At 29.4% G+C, this 18213-nt stretch carries 19 protein-coding genes; 15 read left to right on the forward strand and 4 right to left on the reverse strand.

Going from position 1 to position 18213, the window contains the following annotated elements:
* The first annotated feature begins 39 nt into the window (after positions 1-39).
* From rpsL to QIA41_RS02415, 11 genes are all read left to right on the forward strand, one after another.
* Positions 40-414 carry a 30S ribosomal protein S12 gene (gene rpsL / locus QIA41_RS02365; protein WP_002656492.1) on the forward strand — a complete coding sequence of 125 codons (375 nt, stop codon included), beginning with the start codon at positions 40-42 and terminating at the stop codon, positions 412-414.
* Between the two features lie 24 nt (positions 415-438).
* The gene (gene rpsG / locus QIA41_RS02370; RefSeq protein ID WP_320292434.1) at positions 439-912 is read left to right on the forward strand and encodes a 30S ribosomal protein S7; all 474 of its coding nucleotides are present in this window, start codon (positions 439-441) and stop codon (positions 910-912) included.
* A 98-nt stretch (positions 913-1010) separates the two neighbouring features.
* Positions 1011-2036, forward strand: a complete 1026-nt coding sequence (bmpD, locus tag QIA41_RS02375) for a nucleoside ABC transporter substrate-binding protein BmpD (protein ID WP_320292435.1) — start codon at positions 1011-1013, stop codon at positions 2034-2036.
* A 23-nt stretch (positions 2037-2059) separates the two neighbouring features.
* On the forward strand, positions 2060-2203 hold the full coding sequence (locus QIA41_RS02380; protein WP_320292436.1) for a hypothetical protein: 144 nt from the start codon (positions 2060-2062) through the stop codon (positions 2201-2203).
* Positions 2204-2348: 145 nt separating this feature from the next.
* A complete protein-coding gene (bmpC, locus tag QIA41_RS02385; protein WP_320292437.1) occupies positions 2349-3410 on the forward strand; it encodes a nucleoside ABC transporter substrate-binding protein BmpC in 1062 nt (353 codons plus the stop codon).
* Between the two features lie 41 nt (positions 3411-3451).
* On the forward strand, positions 3452-4471 hold the full coding sequence (bmpA, locus tag QIA41_RS02390; RefSeq protein ID WP_320292438.1) for a nucleoside ABC transporter substrate-binding protein BmpA: 1020 nt from the start codon (positions 3452-3454) through the stop codon (positions 4469-4471).
* A 98-nt stretch (positions 4472-4569) separates the two neighbouring features.
* Complete coding sequence (gene bmpB, locus QIA41_RS02395) at positions 4570-5595, forward strand: nucleoside ABC transporter substrate-binding protein BmpB (RefSeq protein ID WP_320292439.1); 1026 nt, start codon at positions 4570-4572, stop codon at positions 5593-5595.
* Positions 5596-5707: 112 nt separating this feature from the next.
* Positions 5708-7132, forward strand: a complete 1425-nt coding sequence (locus tag QIA41_RS02400; RefSeq protein ID WP_320292440.1) for an MGH1-like glycoside hydrolase domain-containing protein — start codon at positions 5708-5710, stop codon at positions 7130-7132.
* 56 nt (positions 7133-7188) lie between these two features.
* Positions 7189-8553, forward strand: a complete 1365-nt coding sequence (gene mgtE, locus QIA41_RS02405; protein ID WP_320292441.1) for a magnesium transporter — start codon at positions 7189-7191, stop codon at positions 8551-8553.
* Positions 8554-8603: 50 nt separating this feature from the next.
* Positions 8604-9023 (forward strand): HIT family protein, encoded by a 420-nt coding sequence (locus QIA41_RS02410; protein WP_320292442.1) that lies wholly within the window; start codon positions 8604-8606, stop codon positions 9021-9023.
* A 25-nt stretch (positions 9024-9048) separates the two neighbouring features.
* On the forward strand, positions 9049-9714 hold the full coding sequence (locus QIA41_RS02415; RefSeq protein ID WP_320292443.1) for a hypothetical protein: 666 nt from the start codon (positions 9049-9051) through the stop codon (positions 9712-9714).
* Positions 9715-9725: 11 nt separating this feature from the next.
* Here QIA41_RS02415 and QIA41_RS02420 read toward each other — a convergent pair whose 3' ends face one another.
* The 4 genes from QIA41_RS02420 to QIA41_RS02435 are packed head-to-tail and all read right to left on the reverse strand — an operon-like array spanning position 9726 to position 13243.
* On the reverse strand, positions 9726-10199 hold the full coding sequence (locus tag QIA41_RS02420) for an S-ribosylhomocysteine lyase (protein ID WP_320292444.1): 474 nt from the start codon (positions 10197-10199) through the stop codon (positions 9726-9728).
* Positions 10196-11374 (reverse strand): methionine adenosyltransferase, encoded by a 1179-nt coding sequence (gene metK / locus QIA41_RS02425; protein ID WP_320292445.1) that lies wholly within the window; start codon positions 11372-11374, stop codon positions 10196-10198. The genes QIA41_RS02420 and metK overlap by 4 nt, the downstream gene beginning before the upstream one ends.
* Positions 11371-12084 carry a 5'-methylthioadenosine/adenosylhomocysteine nucleosidase gene (locus QIA41_RS02430; RefSeq protein ID WP_320292446.1) on the reverse strand — a complete coding sequence of 238 codons (714 nt, stop codon included), beginning with the start codon at positions 12082-12084 and terminating at the stop codon, positions 11371-11373. Before QIA41_RS02430 ends, metK begins: the two co-directional genes overlap by 4 nt.
* 22 nt (positions 12085-12106) lie before the next feature.
* Positions 12107-13243 carry an HD-GYP domain-containing protein gene (locus QIA41_RS02435; protein WP_320292447.1) on the reverse strand — a complete coding sequence of 379 codons (1137 nt, stop codon included), beginning with the start codon at positions 13241-13243 and terminating at the stop codon, positions 12107-12109.
* Between the two features lie 147 nt (positions 13244-13390).
* Between QIA41_RS02435 and QIA41_RS02440 the strand changes: the two genes are divergently transcribed.
* The 4 genes from QIA41_RS02440 to tyrS are packed head-to-tail and all read left to right on the forward strand — an operon-like array spanning position 13391 to position 18212.
* A complete protein-coding gene (locus QIA41_RS02440) occupies positions 13391-14158 on the forward strand; it encodes a hypothetical protein (RefSeq protein WP_320292448.1) in 768 nt (255 codons plus the stop codon).
* 12 nt (positions 14159-14170) lie between these two features.
* Positions 14171-15643 (forward strand): glutamate--tRNA ligase, encoded by a 1473-nt coding sequence (gene gltX / locus QIA41_RS02445; RefSeq protein ID WP_320292449.1) that lies wholly within the window; start codon positions 14171-14173, stop codon positions 15641-15643.
* Between the two features lie 17 nt (positions 15644-15660).
* Positions 15661-16998, forward strand: coding sequence for a glycine--tRNA ligase (locus tag QIA41_RS02450; RefSeq protein ID WP_320292450.1), 1338 nt, complete (start codon positions 15661-15663; stop codon positions 16996-16998).
* Positions 16995-18212 (forward strand): tyrosine--tRNA ligase, encoded by a 1218-nt coding sequence (gene tyrS / locus QIA41_RS02455; protein WP_320292451.1) that lies wholly within the window; start codon positions 16995-16997, stop codon positions 18210-18212. Before QIA41_RS02450 ends, tyrS begins: the two co-directional genes overlap by 4 nt.
* Position 18213: the final 1 nt, after the last annotated feature.

An 18213-nucleotide genomic window follows, 5' to 3' on the forward strand; every position in this document is an offset into this window, starting at 1 on the left:
ATTTTACTAATGATTTCAAGAAAAGGAGAGCGTTGATAAATGCCCACAATTAATCAGTTAATTAGGAAGCCTAGAAAAAGTCAAACGGAGAAGACCGCATCTCCTGCGCTTCAAAATTGTCCCCAAAGAAGGGGAATTTGTACACGTGTAATGACTGTAACTCCTAAAAAGCCTAATTCAGCTTTAAGAAAAGTAGCGCGTGTTAGACTTTCAAATGGATTTGAAGTAACAGCATATATTCCAGGAATTGGTCATAATTTGCAAGAGCATTCTGTAGTTTTGATTAGAGGTGGTCGAGTTAAAGATTTGCCTGGAGTAAGGTATCATATTGTTAGAGGAGCTAAGGACACTCTTGGTGTTAATAATAGAAAAAAGGGTAGATCTAAATATGGGACTAAAAAGCCTAAAGCTTAATTGAAAGGTGGATTAATATTAAATATGTCAAGAAAAAATAAAAAAATCAAAAAGAAAATTTTTGTTGATGCTAAGTACAATTCTAGAATTGTTGCAAAGTTCGCAAACAGAATGATGTATGATGGAAAAAAATCAATAAGCGAGAATATACTTTATAGCTCAATTGATTTGCTTGCTGATAAGCTAGAAGATAGTGATAAAATGGCTGTTTTTTATAAAGCTTTAGATAATATTAAACCCTTAGTAGAAGTAAGAAGTAGGCGAGTAGGTGGTGCTACATATCAAGTTCCTGTTGAAGTTAGAGAAGAGAGAAGAGAGGCTTTGGCTATGAAGTGGATTATTTTTGCCGCTAGAAAGTCTAGTGGGAAATCTATGAAGGAAAAATTGTCAAATGAACTTTTAAATGCATATAATTCTACGGGAGCTGCTTTTAAGAAGAAAGAAGATACTCATAGAATGGCTGAAGCAAATAAAGCTTTTACTCATTATAGATGGTAAAAAGACACCTTTTTAAGGTGCCTTTTTTTGTTTATATGTTTGAGTATTATTGGAGCTATTTTTTATACTTGTTTTATTAAAAGTAAGGAGGATGTTTTGTGTTAAAAAAAGTTTATTATTTTCTATTTTTTTTATTTATTGTTTCTTGTTATGACTCTGATGATGGTAAGCCAAGGTCAAAAACGATTTCACTTATAGTTGAGGGTGCTTTTGATGATAAAGGATTTAATGAAAGTTCTTCTAAGGCGATAAGAAAATTAAAGGCAGATTTTAACGTAAATATAATTGAAAAATCATCTACAGGGAATTCTTACTTGGGAGATATTGCAAACTTAGAGGATAGTAATTCAAGTTTGATTTGGGGAGTTGGATTTAGATTGTCTGATGCTCTTTTGCAAAGAGCTAGCGAGAACGTTTCTGTTAGTTATGCAATAATAGAAGGAATTTATAATGAAATTCAAATACCTAGAAATCTTCTCAATATTAATTTTAGATCTGAAGAGGTGGCTTTTTTAGCAGGATATTTTGCATCAAAGGCTTCTAAAACGGGTAAGATAGGATTTATTGGGGGAGTGAGAGGGAAAATTCTAGAATCTTTTATGTATGGATATGAAGCTGGTGCTAAGTATGCAAATTCTAATATTAAAGTAGTCTCTCAGTATATTGGCACATTTGGAGACTTTGGACTTGGTCGCTCAACAGCATCTAATATGTATCGAGATGGAGTTGATATTATATTTGCAGCCGCAGGACTTTCTGGTATAGGAGTAATTGAGGCAGCAAAAGAATTAGGCCCCGATCATTATATTATTGGAGTCGATCAAGATCAATCATATCTTGCCCCTAATAATGTTCTTGTTTCTGCCATTAAGAAAGTTGATTCATTGATGCATAGTTTAACAAAAAAGTATCTAGAAACTGGAGTTTGGGATGGAGGTAAGACCATTTTGTTTGGACTTAAAGAAGATGGACTTGGTTTGGTTTTAAATGAAAACCTAAAATCAAATTATTCTGAAATTTATAACAAATCATTAAATATTGGGCAAAGCATAATGAATGGTATTATAAGAGTCCCTTATGACAAAATATCTTATGATAACTTTGTTTTGCAAATAGCAGATTAGTCTGATTTGCATGAAATTTTTTTGTGAAAAATGTTTTTAGTTCTTTAAAAAATTTTATGGGGCTGTTAATTGTTGCAATTTTTTGGACTGATCTTGCAAAAGGATTTAAATTTGGATATTATGGTGATGTAGGAAGAATAATTTTTCTTACATCATATTTTTATTAATGCCAAAAACATTCTTTTTTTAAAAGGTTTGTTAAGATTTTTTTATAAATAAAGAATGTTGCTTGTTAGTAAAGTAAAGATTAACATTTTAATTTTTAAAAAATTCTAAATTTTTTAAATGAATTTTGTAAGGAGAGGATTAATTTTGTTTAAAAGGTTTATTTTTATTGCTTTATCTTTATTAGTATCGGCTTGTTTTCAATCTAATAAAAAGTTTGTTAAATCCGACAAAATTGTTATAGGTGTTTTAGCCAGTGGTAGTTTTTATGATAAAGGCTACAATCAAAGTGTTTATGATGGCGTTGTAAAGCTTAAAGATAATTTTGGAGTAAAACTTATAACAAAATCTTTAAGGCCTTACCCCATTGAGGGCAAAAGGCTTCTTACTGCTTATGAGGCAATGACTGAAGATGCTTATGAAGTTCAAAAAAGTCCTTTAAATCTTTTTTGGTTGATTGGGCACGAATTTTCCAATTTATCGGTTAGACTTTCGCATGAACGTTCAGATATTTGTTATGGGATTATAGATGCTTTTGATTATGGCGATATTCAAGTTCCTAAGAATTCTCTTGCTATTAAGTTTAGAAATGAAGAGGCAGCATTTTTAGCTGGGTATATTGCTGCCAAGATGAATAGAAGGGAAAAGATTGGATATTTAACAGGACCTAGAAGTGAACATTTAAATGATTTTAAGTTTGGTTTTAAAGCTGGAATTTTTTATGCTAATCCCAAATTAAGATTGGTTTCAAAAAAGGCGCCTTCTTCTTTTGATAAAGAGAAAGGCAAAGAAATGGCCAGATTTATGTATAAAGAAGATAAAGTGGGTGTTATTTTACCAATAGCTGGTATAACTGGGCTTGGAGTTTATGACGCTGCTAAAGAGCTTGGACCTAAATATTATGTTATTGGTTTAAATCAAGATCAATCATATATTGCTCCTCAAAACGTTATTACTTCAATACTTAAGGATATTGGTAAAGTTATTTATTCTGTTTCATCAGATTATATTAAAAATGGAGTTTTTAAAGGTGGGGTTGTTATTGATCGAGGGTTAAAAGAAGGCGTAATAGAAATTGTTAAGGATCCTGATGTTTTAAATAGTAGGTTGCTTGATGAAGTTGTTAATTTGGAAAATAAAATAATAAATGGGGAAATTATTGTTCCCGATAGTGAATATGCATTTGATTTATTTAAATCAAAGTTATAAACTACTTAGGTATAGCTTTATTTTAAAAAGGTGAGTAGTTTATGAATAGATTATTATTGTTGATTTTATTTGAATGTATTATTTTTTTATCTTGTAGCGGTAAGGGTGGTCTTGAAAGTGGAATTCCTAAAATATCTTTAATAATTGATGGAACTTTTGATGATAAATCTTTTAATGAGAGTGCTTTAAATGGCATTAAAAAAGTTAAAGAGGAATTTGAGATTGATCTTGTTTTAAAAGAATCTTCAATAAATTCTTATTTATCTGATCTTGAAGGGCTTAAAGATTCGGGTTCAAATTTAATTTGGCTTATTGGGTATAGATTTAGCGATGTAGCCAAGGCTGCTTCTTTGCAAAATCCCGAGGTTAAGTATGTGATTATTGATCCTGTTTATTCTAGTGAACCTATTTCTTCAAATTTAGTAGGTCTAACTTTTAGAGCTCAAGAAGGCGCATTTTTGACAGGCTATATTGCTGCAAAAGTTTCTAAAACGGGCAAAATTGGATTTTTAGGAGGAATGGAGGGCGAGATAGTAGATGCTTTCAGGTATGGGTATGAAGCTGGTGCTAAGTATGCTAATAAAGATATAAAAACATCTGTTCAATATATTGGTAGTTTTGTTGACATTGAAGCTGGTAGAAGCATTGCAACTAAGATGTATTCCGATGAGATAGATATTATCCATCATGCTGCAGGTCTTGGGGGAATTGGAGCTATTGAAGTTGCAAAAGAACTTGGTGATGGACATTACATTATTGGAGTTGATGAGGATCAATCATATCTTGCTCCCAATAATGTAGTTACATCTACAACTAAAGATGTTGGTAGAGCTTTAAATCTTTTTACATCTAATTATTTAAAAACTAATACTTTTGAAGGTGGAAAATTAATAAATTATGGCCTTAAAGAAGGGATTGTCGGGTTTGTAAGAAATCCTAAGATGATTCCTTTTGAACTTGAAAAAGAAATTGATAACCTTTCTAGCAAAATAATCAATAAAGAAGTTATTGTTCCATATAATAAAGAAAGTTATGAAAATTTTGTTAAAGAATTTATTTAAATAAAAGATATAAATTAATTTATATCTTTTATTTTTAGTTTTAAAAAACGTATTTGTATATTGGTTTTTTAAATGGTGAAAATGGAGAACCGTTTTATATGGGAATTGTAATTTTTATATTTGGTATTTTGTTAACTTCTTGCTTAAGCAAGAGTGGAGTAGAATCTGATTCAAGTAAAATTAAGATATCTATGTTGGTGGATGGTGTTCTTGATGATGAATCTTTTAATTCTAGTGCTAATAAGGCTTTATTGCGCTTGAAAAAAGATTTTCCAGAAAGTATTGAAGAGGTTTTTTCCAGTGCTTCTTCTGGAGTTTATTCTAGTTATGTTTCAGACCTTGATAATTTAAAAATGAATGGCTCGAGCTTGATTTGGCTTGTAGGATACATTCTTACAGACGTTTCTCTATCGGTTTCATCAGAGAATCCAAAAATTAACTATGGGATAATAGATCCTATTTATAATGATGGTGTTAGGATCCCTAAAAATTTGATTGGCGTTATTTTTAAAGTGGAGCAAGGTGCTTTTTTGGCTGGTTATATTGCAGCTAAAAAAAGCGTTTCTGGTAAAATAGGTTTTATAGGGGGAGTGAAAGGCGACATAGTAGATGCATTTCGTTATGGCTATGAAGCTGGTGCAAAGTATGCTAATGGGGGCATAGAGATTATAAGTGAATATTCCAATTCTTTTTCTGATGTTGACATTGGTAGAGCTATGGCCAATAAAATGTATTCTAAAGGGATAGATGTAATTCATTTTGCAGCTGGTTTATCAGGACTAGGTGTTATTGAGGCAGCAAAAGAACTTGGTGCTGGTTACTATGTTATTGGAGCTGATCAAGATCAATCTCATCTTGCTCCTAAGAATTTTATTACTTCTGTTATAAAAAACATTGGTGATGCATTATATTTGATTACTAGTGAATATATTAAGAATAATAATACTTGGGAAGGTGGAAAAGTTGTTCAAATGGGATTAAGAGATGGCGTTATTGGTTTATCTAATGCGAATGAATTTGAATATATAAAAGCTCTTGAAAGGAAAATAATTAATAAAGAGATCATTGTCCCTTACAGTCAGGAAGGATATGAAATTTTTATAAAACAAATATTAAAGTTGTAGACTTTTCAAATAAAAAGATTTTAATTTTCCAGTTTTTAATTTTTTAAATATGTTATATTTATTGTGTTATAATAAGTAGAAGTACATTTCTATTGTTTTAGAGGATTTAGCATTGAATAAAAAAATGTTTCCCAAAATTTACTATTATGATCAAGATTTTATTGATATTTATAATAAAAGTTTGTCTTGGATTCAAGACAAAGTTATTTTGCAAAAAATTGCTGATAAGGGTAAAAAAGATAAAAATTATTATTCTGAGAATTGCGATTATATAGATCAAATGCAAGCTTGTATGTCAAGCTTTTTTCTTGTCTATAGTAATGGGGAATATTCATCTACATCTGCAATTGACAAATTTTATCAATTGCAGGAAGAATCTGGTGCCATCAGAGCTAGATATGACAGCGACAATGTAATTATTGAGCTTGATGATAATGAAGAGAATATTGGATTTCCTATTTTTGCATGGGCTGAATATAATTTGTATCACAAAACAGGAAATAAAAAGAGAATTTCTGAAGTTTTGCCAAAGCTTGATAAGTATTATAAGTGGCTAGAAAGCAAATTTTTAAAGGAGAATGGTCTTTATTCAATTGATGTAAATAAAATTTTTTATAAAAATTCTCCAAGAGTAAATGCATATTATCCTGTAGATTTTAATTCATTACAAGTTCATAGTGCATATTGCATTTCTAAATTAGCAGACATTTTGAATGATAAAAATTTATCACTTGAATATAAAAAACGATTTTTTTCCCTTAAGGTTAAAATTAATTCTTTAATGTGGAGCGAAAAGGACGGATTCTATTATGATCTTGATGTTAATGAAAGTATACTTGAAATAAAGACAATAGTAGGGTTTTTCCCAATGCTTTCCGAGATTCCTAGTGAAGATAGAATAGAAAGAATGATTTTTTATTTAAAAAGCACTAAGCATTTTGGAACTCCAAATCCTTTTCCCACACTTTCTGCTAGTGAACCTGGTTTTAGTGAAGATGGCAATGGGTACTATGGTTCAGTTTATACATATATGAATTTTTTTGTGATCAAAGGCCTTGAATATTGTGGTCGTGCAAACATTGCAAGAGAATTTACGATAAGGCATTTATATTATATATTAGACACCCTAATGCCCTTTAATAAAATTAAAGGGCACATTTGGGAAGCTTATAAGCCTATGCAGGAAGGACCTGCATATTTTGATTCTAATAAAAAAATTTATACCGAAAAAGATCTTATTTGTTATCTTGCTCTTTTTAGCATCAGTTTAATGATAGAAAACATTATTGGGCTTACAATTAGTTTGCCCGATAAAACTGTATATTGGAACATACCCACTCTTGAGATTATGGGGATAGAAAGCTTATCTCTTAAAAAAAATCAAACTACAATAATTTGTAATAAAGGAAAAAGAGGTTGGGAAATAAAAATGGAATCTGAAAAACTTTATTATTTTACAATAAATATATTAAATAAAAAAGAAAAAACTCTTCCTATTCCTTCAGGAAGATGTTCTATGTTGTTGGATAAGCTTTGATGAATTGGATTCATTAAATAATGTCTTGTAAAATTTAAATTTTTGGAGGCCTTTTAATGATAGATATTGATGAATTGAGAATTTTTCTTAAAGAAAAGAGTTATTCTAAAATTAAAGAAAAATTTTTAAAACACGATTCCTTTGACATTGCAGAGGCTCTTAAAAGACTTAATGGATCTGAATTGATTTTGCTCTACAGATTTTTGCCCAAAAAAATAGCAGTTGAAACTTTCTCTAATTTTGATCAATCTACAAAAAACAAATTAGCAAATTCTTTTACAAATAAAGAAATAAGTGAAATGATTGATGAGCTTAATATTGATGATGTTATTGACCTTTTAGAAGAAGTTCCTGCAAATGTTGTTCAGAGATTTTTAGCAAGCTCTACAGAAGAGAATAGAGAAATTATTAATAAATTTTTGTCGTACAGTGATGATTCTGCAGGTTCGATTGTAACAATTGAGTATGTTGAACTTAAGCAAGATTTTACCGTTGGTCAAGCTCTTGATTATATTAGAAGAGTTGCTAAAACAAAAGAAGATATTTACACTTATTATATTACGGATGATGAAAAGCATTTAAAAGGAGTTATAAAAATTGAGGATTTAATATTGGCTAAAGATGATGTCGTTTTATCATCAATAATGAGAAGTAGTGGGTTTTACATTGTAAGAGTCAATGATGAGAAAGAAGATGTTGCACTTCTTTTCCAAAAATATGATATTACCAGTGTTCCTGTTGTTGACAATGAAGGGAGGATGATAGGGGTCATTATTATTGATGATATTTTAGAAGTTATTCAATCAGTAAATACTGAAGATTTTCAAATGATTGCAGCTGTTAAGCCCTTAGATACATCTTATCTTGATACTTCTATTTTAGTTATGACAAAAAATAGAATAATTTGGCTTTTAGTGCTTATGGTATCTTCTACTTTTACAGCAACAATCATTTCAAATTATCAAAATTTAATGCTGTCTTTAGTGATTTTGACCAGTTTTATTCCTCTTTTAATGGATACTTCGGGCAATGCTGGCTCTCAAGCATCTGCGTTAATAATTCGTGAGCTTGCTCTTGGTACTATCAAGGTAAAAGATTTTTTTAAAGTTTTTTTAAAGGAAATATGTGTTAGTTTTTTAGTGGGAATAATTCTTGCTAGTGTTAATTTTTTAAGAATTGTCTTCTTTGTAGCTCCTCAGCACTCTGATAGACTTAAAATAGCATTTGTAGTTTCATCTTGCTTGATGGTAAGTTTGACAGTAGCAAAGATATTGGGGGGACTTTTACCCATTGTTGCTAAGATTTTTAAGTTGGATCCAGCACTTATGGCAGGTCCTTTAATCACCACGATTGCAGATGCTATTACTTTGATAGCGTATTTTAATATAGCAAAATGGGTTTTGGTTAGTTATGTTGTTTGAATTTCATTTAAATTTGATAATTGTTATTTTTTTATAATAGGACATTTTTAATGTATGATTGCATTTTTTGTAAAATAGTAAACAAAGAGCTTCCTAGCTATAAAGTTTATGAAGACGATTTGGTTTTAGCATTTTTAGATATCAATCCTTTAACCGTTGGGCATACCCTTGTTATTCCTAAAGAACATAGTGAAAATTTATTGAATATGGATAATAAATTTAACGATAGAATTTTAAAAGTATGTAAAAAAATTTCGAATGCTTTAAAGCGAATAAATTCTAGCATTTGTGTTGGAATAAATATTTATTCTTCTTTGGGGGCGGGTGCAGGGCAAGAGGTTTTTCATACTCATTTTCATGTGATTCCGAGATTTAAAAATGATGGTTTTGGTTTTCAGAGGGGTAATAAACCTAATCTTGAAGTTAAAAAATTTAAAGAATTGTCTATACAAATAGGTATGAATATTTAATTTTATTGTCCAAAAAGGATTCTTTATGAGAAGAAATTTATTTTTCTGTTTTGTTTTTATGTTTTTTAATGTATTAAGAATCTATTCAGGAATTCCTGGATATCTTAATGCATATAGTGGAGTTGGAATTGGTGTTGATAATTTTACTAAAGATTTATTCTTCTATGAAAGGCTTAAGTATCAATTTTTTAGCGGACTTGGCGTTAATGTTTCTCAAAATTTTGCAGTTGGTGGAGAATTTAATTTAGATGTTAAATTTTTACCAAGCTATACCCCTTATACCAAAGAGATTATGTTTATGTTGGATGATCAATCATATTTGAAGCATTCTATAGGTTATTTCACAGCAAAAGATGTTTCAATTTCAATAAGAATGTACGGTAATTATTTCTTTTTAACTTATACCCCAATGTTTAGTTTAAACTTGTTTACAGGTTTAAAGTTTTCATATATTGGTGCTACGATTAATTTTAGAAACTCAAATGATTGGGCATTATTTGATAATTTTGTTCTAGGATTAGATGTTGGGGCTAGGATTAATATAGATTTTATTTTTTTGGAATATACAGTTTCTCCAATTTTTTATAACAAAACTTTACTTTTAAATCAAATGCATAAAATAACTTTAGGATTTATTTTCCAGTTTGATGTAGCAACAAGAAATGACAGTGATATACTTTCTATTTTATAAATTTTATTAGATTAAGGATATTTTAAATTTTCTTCTTTTATATTATTTAGTATTTGTAAGTATTTAGAGGATTCGTATTTAGCCATATCAAGGTTATGTTCTTTGTAGTTCCCGCATTCTTTAAGGCTTGCGCCTGGAATTGGCTCTGAAAAATTTACAATTTCGGAAAAAAGCCATGATATTAAGTCAATAAGATCTTTGCTTTCATAGTCTCCAAAAATTATTAAGTAAAAACCAGTTCTGCATCCCATGGGTCCAAAATATACTATTTTTTCGGCCCAAACTTCATTATTTCTAAGTAAAGTAGCTCCTATATGCTCTATTGTATGTATTGCTGCGTTTTCAATTATTGGCTCGATGTTGGGAGCTTTTATTCTAATGTCTATTGTAGTAAATATTACATTTTCAAAGGTATCTTTTCTTGAGACATATATACCAGGATTTAATTTTGTATGATCTATTGTAAAGCTTGTTATTTTTTTCATTTTTTTAGCACCGCTTGTATTTTTTTTACAAAATCTAATTTTTCCCATTCAAATTCATTTTTTCCAAAATGACCGTAAGTACAAGTTTTAAGATATATGGGTTGTTTTAGTTTTAATTTTTTAATTATTCCTTTAGGAGTTAAATCAAAGTTATTGACAATGAAATTTAATATTTTGTTTGCATATTCAGCATCATTTATTCCAGTAGTTATTTGAATAGATATTGGTTTTTCAATTCCGATTGCATATGCAAGTTGCAGTTCAAATTCTTTAGAAATGCCAGCTGCTACCATATTTTTTGCGATATATCTTGCCATGTAAGCAGCTGATCTATCTACTTTTGTGGCATCTTTTCCGCTGTATGCTCCCCCTCCATGTCTTGCAAATCCCCCATAACTATCAGCAATAATTTTTCTTCCTGTAAGACCTGTATCTCCAGTGGGTCCTCCAATTACAAAATTTCCAGAAGGATTAATACAATAAATAGTATTTTCATCAAGCATTGATTTGTCTTGAATGGTAGGTTTAATAATTTCTTCAATGATTGTTTGCCTTATTAGTTTTTGGGAAATATTTGGATGGTGTTGATGAGATACTATGATATTTTTTATTTTTATAGGCTTTTTGTTTTTATCGTATTCTATAGTAACTTGAGATTTTGAATCGGGTCGCAGCCATTTTATTGCTCCTGATTTTCTAAGATTACTAGCTTTTTTTAGAATTGAATTAGCAATTTCATAAGGAGCAGGTAAAAAATTTTTTGTTTCATCGCAAGCATATCCAAATATTATTCCCTGATCACCAGCTCCAAGGGTATTAGACCCCTTTTTTTCAATTGCATTTATAATGTCACGTGATTGATTGCCAACGGCATCTATTACCGTTATTGTTTTATAATCAAGTCCATAATCAATATTTGTATAACCTATATCTTTTATAATGTTTTTGGCAATTTCTTTTATATTTATGTTTTTTTTTACAGGGCTATTTATTTCTCCTGCTATTACTACTAAATTTTGCGCAATTATGACTTCGCAAGCTACTTTTGCATTTTTATCTACTTTTAGCATTTCATCAAGGATGGCATCAGAGATTTGATCTGCAATTTTATCTGGATGTCCTTCGGATACAGCCTCAGAAGTTAAAGTTTGGTTAGCTGCTATTATTTTATTCATATTAGCCTAATTAGTTCCTTTGTCATTTTACTTGAATTTATTGATGATGTTTTTAAAAACTTATTAAAGTCTATGTGGTTATTTTTGTTGTTTGGTAAATCAGAAATTGAACGGATTATTATGAATGGTATTTTAAATATGTGAGCTATTTGGGCTATTGCAGCTCCTTCCATATCTACAGCTAAAGCATCTTTAAAATTTTTTTTAATTGTATCAAGATTTTGTTCACTGTCAACAAATTGATCTCCTGTTAGTATTAAGCCGATATGGATATCAATGTTTAAAAGCTTTTTGTCAGCAATATTGACAACTTTTTTCAATAGTTCTTCATCCGCTTTAAATTTTTGTGGCAAATTAGGAACTTGCCCTATTTTGTGGCCAAACTTGGTCAAGTCAAAGTCATGGTATGCTACTTCTGAAGATGCTACTATATCTAATATTTTAAGGTTAGAGTTTTTTTTTATTCCGCCAGAACTTCCAGAGTTTATTATATGGGTGATTTTATATCTAGATATAATTTGATTGCTCCAAATCGCTGCGTTAACCTTTCCGATTCCTGTAGTTAAAGATATTACATCTTTTCCCAAAATTTTTCCTTTATAAATTTTTTTATTTTCTAGGTAGCCGTTTAATACAACTTCTTCTTTGTCATCAATCATTTCGTTTATTTCTTCTGATTCTTCTTGCATAGCCGATATGATTAAAATCATGCTTTTCTCCTTTTTGGGCGTCTTATATACTGTCTACTAAAGAATGTTTATTTTTAATTTGCTCTATTTCATTTTGATTGAGTATTTTTTTTATTCCTGTGTTTGTATTTGGTATAGACTGAACGCTAAGTTCATTCTTGTTTGCAACTTTTCCATTTTTTATTATGTAATTTATGTATGGAAAATTTGGATTAGAATTATCTATATCTACTATTTTAGCTATAGAATTGTCATTAAGCTCTACAATAAAATCTAAAGGGCAAGAAGATATTGTGTTGATTATTAATTTTAAAACCCTTTTATCAAATTTTTTGTCAGCATCTTTAATTAATTCAATAATAGATGCTCCAGAATTAAAGGATTTTTTATACGACTTGTCTAAAATGATAGCAGAATATGCACTAGCAGCGCCTATTATATTTGATTCTATGCTAATGTTTTCACTTGTTAATCCCTTAGGATAACCTGTCCCGTCTAAATTTTCTTTATGTGTTAAAAGCGTTAAACATATGGATTGTGACAAGTTACTTGTTAAAGCTACTTTATAACTGATTATGGGATATTTTTTTATTATTTCTAGTTCTTTGCTAGTCAATGCTTCTGTTTTTTCGCTGATTTTTGATGGAATAAATAGGAATCCTATTTTATGTAAAAGAGCAATACTACAAAGTTCTATTGTTTTATAGTTATTTAGTCCCATTTCATTACCAAGGGCTACTGTTAAGATAGCTGTATTTACCGAATGAATAATGTGATAGTTCGCAGAAAGTTTAGGAATTCTAAAATATTTGATAAAAATTTTTTTCTGTTTTTTATAAAATTCTATTACTTTTTTTACAGTGGGCATTATATCTTGATAATATATTTTTTTATTTCTTTTGCAATTTTCATAAATTTCTTCTAAATTGCTTATTATTACATGGTAACTAGAAACAGCCTCTTCATCGAATTTTTTGTGTATTTCTTCATATTCTTTTTTAACAGAATCATCACTGAAAAAATTTGATATCTCTTTAATGTATGATTTTAAATTCCATTTTTCAATAAGCTCAATGTTTTTGTTTTCAATAAATGCATTCTCAGGCCAAACTAAGAATTCTTTGTCTATTAAATATGATGAATTTTTTATATTTTTGATAATGCTTTCAAAATTTTGCATTTATTTCCTTGAAATTAAGCTATATTAACCATATATATCATATTATTTATTAATTGTCTATCTATTAGTATAATGTATTTATTATATCTCAATTTTTGAATTAAGATATCTCAATTTTAGAATTGAGCTTATTTTGAAGAGATTTTTATGGTAGAAAAAATACGCCTAGGCTTTAATATTGTATTTCTTGGACTATTTGTTTATTTTCTGACAATTTTAAGATTTCAAATGGAATTAAGCTTTATTTTGCTCAATTACCATTTTATTATAATTTATTTTTTACTAGTGATTATTTTTAATGTTATTTATTCTAGATACCTTTTTTCAAGACTATATTTTATTTTAAATGGAATGGAAGATACATTTACTTTTTTAAAGCTTAAAATGGTTCGCAAAAAGCTTAAAAGTGTTTTTGAAATATCTATTCTTCTTAGGTTTATTTTGATAAAACAAGATAAAAAAAGTCTTGATGAGCTTTATTTTTATTTGAAAGACAATAAATTAAGGTGTAAAACAATAATAGAGCTTTATTCTGTTCTTATTAGTTTTAGAGAGAAAGAAAAGGCTTCTAGTTTAATTTTAAATTATAAGCACAGTAAAAACAAGTGGGTGAAATATTGCGAGGCTCTTAGTATGGTATCATTTGAAGAGTATTTAAAGCTAGAAGAGTTAGTAATTTTTTTAGATAAGTTCTTTTTAAAAAATGATATTTTTACTATTTATTTTTATTATTTATTGCAAAAATCGAAAATATCTTTTGATTTGCTTGAAAGCAAAAAAATCAAGATTAGAAATAGGTATTATAAATTTAAAAATAAGATAGATTCTAAGCATACAAGGCTACTTAGTTCAAATTTATTTTTCGTTGTTTTTTATTATATTTATGATTTTTCTAAAAAAGATATTTTTTATTAAAGGAGTTGTGTTTTGAGTATAAGAGTTCGTTATGCGCCTTCTCCAACGGGTTTGCAACATATTGGTGGGATTAGAACAGCTTTGTTTAATTATTTTTTTGCAAAGTCTTGTGGGGGTAAATTTTTACTTAGAATTGAGGATACAGATCAAAGCAGATATTTCTCAGAAGCTGAAAATGATCTTTATTCAAGTCTTGAATGGCTTGGTATTTCTTATGATGAAGGACCTATTGTAGGGGGTGATTATGAGCCTTATGTCCAGTCTAAAAGAAGTGTAATATATAAAAAGTATGCTCAATATTTGATTGAATCTGGTCATGCTTATTATTGCTATTGTAGTCCTGAAAGGTTAGAAAGGATTAAGAAAATTCAAAATATTAATAAGATGCCGCCTGGATATGATAGGCATTGTAGGCATTTAAGTGATGACGAAGTTAAAAATGCACTAATTAAAAAAATCAAACCTGTTGTCAGATTTAGAATTCCTTTAGAAGGAGATACTAGCTTTGATGATATTTTGCTTGGAAAGATTACATGGTTGAATAAAGACATTAGCCCTGATCCTGTAATTCTTAAGTCAGATGGATTGCCTACTTATCATCTTGCAAATGTTGTTGATGATTATTTAATGAAAATTACCCATGTATTAAGATCTCAAGAATGGGTTTCTTCTGGTCCATTGCACATGCTTCTTTATAATGCTTTTAATTGGAAGCCGCCTATTTATTGTCATCTTCCGATGGTTATGGGAAGTGATGGTCAAAAATTAAGCAAAAGACATGGATCAACAGCTTTAAGGCAATTTATTGAAGATGGGTATCTTCCAGAAGCTATTATTAATTATGTTACTTTGCTTGGCTGGTCTTATGATGATAGGAGAGAGTTTTTTTCAAAAAATGACCTTGAACAATTTTTTTCGATTGATAAGATTAATAAATCTCCTGCGATTTTTGATTATCACAAGTTGGATTTTTTCAATAGTTACTATATTAGGGAGAAAAAAGATGAAGATTTATATAATCTTTTGCTACCTTTTTTCCAAAAAAAGGGGTATGTTTCCAAGCTTATTACTTTAGAAGAGAGTCAAAAATTAAAATTATTAGTTCCTCTTATTAAGAGTAGGATTAAAAAACTAAGTGATGCTTTAAATATGACCAAATTTTTTTATGAGAACATTAAATCATGGAATTTAGACGAATTTTTAAATAGAAAAAAAACAGCCAAAGAAATTTATTCTATTTTAGAATTAATAAAGCCTATTTTAGAAGGATTTGAAAAAAGATCGTCTGAGGAAAATGATAAAATTTTTTATAATTTTGCTGAGAAAAATGGTTTTAAATTGGGAGAAATTCTTCTTCCTATTAGAATTGCAGCACTTGGTAGCAAAGTTTCTCCGCCGCTTTTTGATTCTTTAAAATTGATAGGTAGTTCTAAAGTTTTTGAAAGAATAAAATTGGCACAGGAATTTTTGAAAACAAATGAATAGTTATTAAGGATATTTTTATGGTTAGAATGGAAGATATTATTTCTCTTGCAAAAAGAAAAGGGTTTGTATTTCAATCTTCAGAGGTTTATGGGGGTCTTTCGGGTGCTTGGGATTATGGGCCTTTGGGAGTTGAGCTTAAAAAAAATATCAAAAGAGAATGGTGGAAGAGTATGGTGTACTTGCATGAAAATATTGTAGGTTTAGATAGTGCTATTTTTATGCGACCTGAAGTTTGGAGGGCATCTGGACATGTCGATGGTTTTTCAGATTCTATGGTTGATTGCAAAGATTGTAAGAGTAGATTTAGGGCCGATTTTATTGATTTGTCAAAAAATTGTCCAAATTGCAAAGTTGGGAATAATTTTACCTCTCCGAGAAGTTTTAATTTAATGTTTAAGACTCATATTGGAGTAGTAGAGGACAGTTCTAGTGAGATTTATTTAAGACCCGAAACAGCACAAGGAATTTTTGTTAATTTTAGGAATGTTTTGGATTCTTCAAGGCTAAAGATCCCTTTTGGAATTGCTCAGGTAGGTAAAGCGTTTAGAAATGAGATAGTTACAAAAAATTTTATATTTAGAACCTGTGAGTTTGAGCAAATGGAAATGCAGTTTTTTGTTCATCCCAAGCAAATAGATGAATGGTTTTGTTATTGGCAGCAAAATAGAATGAATTTTTTTGTAGAAACTCTTAAAATTAGGTCCAATAAATTAAGATTTAAGGCTCACGATTCAACGCAACTTGCGCATTATGCAAAATCTGCATTTGATATTGAGTACGAATTTCCGTTTGGATTTCAAGAAGTAGAAGGTATTCACAATAGAGGTAATTACGATTTAACTCAACATTCTAAATTCTCTAACAAGCCTAAAATATTTGAGTATCATGATTTGCTAACAAAAGAGAGATATGTGCCTTATGTTATTGAAACTTCTGCTGGGCTTACAAGATCTGTTTTAATGACCCTTTGTGATGCTTATTCTGAGGAGGATCTTCCAGATGGAGATAAACGCATTGTTTTGAAATTACATCCCAAGTTGGCTCCTTACAAGATTGCTATCTTTCCTCTTGTTAAGAAAGTTGAGCTTATTGAGATTGCTAGAAGGATTTATGTGGAACTTTGCGATGATTTTCATATATTTTATGACGATAGTGGAACAATAGGTAAAAGGTATAGACGCCAAGACGAAATAGGAACTCCCTATTGTGTAACAGTAGACTACAATACTATTGAAGATGAAACAGTTACTGTTAGAGAAAGAAACAATATGACTCAGAAGAGAATTTTTATTGATGATTTATATTCATACATTAAAACAGAGATTTTAAATTACAAAGAGGATTTTAATAAATGAATCTTGCTTTAAATCTTTTACATAAGCGTGGATTTTTGAAGCAATGTACATCTTTAAAAGTTTTAAGCGATTTAATGGATAAAGAAAAAATAGTTTTTTATGCAGGAGTTGATGCAACATCTAGCTCGCTTCATATTGGTCATTTGATTCCTTTTTTAGCGATGATGCATCTTGAACAACATGGTCACATGCCAATTGTTTTGATTGGAGATTCTACAACAAAAATAGGTGATCCTTCCGGAAAAAGTGAGATGAGAAAGATTTTATCTTTAGAAGAGATTAGTAATAATGCTTTGTCTATAAAAAATCAACTTCAAAGAATAACAAAGTTTAGTTCAGGATGTTTTATTCATAATTCAAATTGGCTAGATAATCTTAATTATATTGAATTTTTAAGGGATATTGGTATTCATTTTTCTGTTAATCGTATGTTAAGTTTTGAAACTTACAAAAGAAGGTTAGAGTTTGGACTTTCATTTATTGAATTTAATTATCAGCTTTTGCAGTCTTATGATTATTATATGCTTAATAAAATTAAAAATTGTCGACTTCAAATTGGTGGTGATGACCAATGGGGAAATATTGTCTCAGGTATTGACTTAATTAGAAGGAAAATTGGAATAGAAGCTTTTGGACTTACGTTTCCATTGATTACAAGAAGTGATGGGAAAAAGATGGGCAAATCAGAAAAAGGTGCTGTTTATCTTGATTCTGATCTTTACAGTGTTTATGATTTTTATCAATATTTTAGAAATACTTCAGATTCTGATGTGAAAACTTTTTTATACCTTTTTACTTTTTTAGAAGAAGACGAGATTGAATTAATTTCAAATTTTAAGGGGAATTCTTTAAATAGAGCCAAAGAGATTTTAGCCTTTGAGATAACTAAAATTGTTCATGGAGAAGCGGAAGCTTTAAAAGTTCAAGAGGCATCCTTTGCTGCATTTAAAGGGAGTGGGAGTAGAGACAATATTCCATTTTTTAAATTTAGCTTTTCTAATTTAGAAAAAGAGGTGTTGTTGATTGATTTAATGTTAGATTCAAAAATTGCGCCCAGTAAGTCAGAAGGTAGAAGATTGATTAATTCTGGAGGTGTGTATATCAATGGCAAAAGGGTAGAAAATCAGAATCATTGTCTTACCAGAGAAGATTTTAATAATAATGAAATTGAATTGAGAGTAGGTAAAAAGAAATTTTTACGAATTGTTTTGTAGT

It is taken from the genome of Borreliella sinica (assembly GCF_033969665.2).
Lineage (GTDB): Bacteria > Spirochaetota > Spirochaetia > Borreliales > Borreliaceae > Borreliella > Borreliella sinica.

Bases quoted from the DNA above. Each gene is read 5' to 3' on its own strand.
- QIA41_RS02450 (WP_320292450.1), top strand. From the start codon at position 15,661: ATGGTTAGAATGGAAGATATTATTTCTCTTGCAAAAAGAAAAGGGTTT.
- rpsG (WP_320292434.1), top strand. From the start codon at position 439: ATGTCAAGAAAAAATAAAAAAATCAAAAAGAAAATTTTTGTTGATGCT.
- bmpA (WP_320292438.1), top strand. From the start codon at position 3,452: ATGAATAGATTATTATTGTTGATTTTATTTGAATGTATTATTTTTTTA.
- bmpB (WP_320292439.1), top strand. From the start codon at position 4,570: ATGGGAATTGTAATTTTTATATTTGGTATTTTGTTAACTTCTTGCTTA.
- QIA41_RS02440 (WP_320292448.1), top strand. From the start codon at position 13,391: ATGGTAGAAAAAATACGCCTAGGCTTTAATATTGTATTTCTTGGACTA.
- rpsL (WP_002656492.1), top strand. From the start codon at position 40: ATGCCCACAATTAATCAGTTAATTAGGAAGCCTAGAAAAAGTCAAACG.
- tyrS (WP_320292451.1), top strand. From the start codon at position 16,995: ATGAATCTTGCTTTAAATCTTTTACATAAGCGTGGATTTTTGAAGCAA.
- mgtE (WP_320292441.1), top strand. From the start codon at position 7,189: ATGATAGATATTGATGAATTGAGAATTTTTCTTAAAGAAAAGAGTTAT.
- QIA41_RS02415 (WP_320292443.1), top strand. From the start codon at position 9,049: ATGAGAAGAAATTTATTTTTCTGTTTTGTTTTTATGTTTTTTAATGTA.
- QIA41_RS02410 (WP_320292442.1), top strand. From the start codon at position 8,604: ATGTATGATTGCATTTTTTGTAAAATAGTAAACAAAGAGCTTCCTAGC.
- QIA41_RS02420 (WP_320292444.1), bottom strand. From the start codon at position 10,199: ATGAAAAAAATAACAAGCTTTACAATAGATCATACAAAATTAAATCCT.
- metK (WP_320292445.1), bottom strand. From the start codon at position 11,374: ATGAATAAAATAATAGCAGCTAACCAAACTTTAACTTCTGAGGCTGTA.
- QIA41_RS02435 (WP_320292447.1), bottom strand. From the start codon at position 13,243: ATGCAAAATTTTGAAAGCATTATCAAAAATATAAAAAATTCATCATAT.
- QIA41_RS02430 (WP_320292446.1), bottom strand. From the start codon at position 12,084: ATGATTTTAATCATATCGGCTATGCAAGAAGAATCAGAAGAAATAAAC.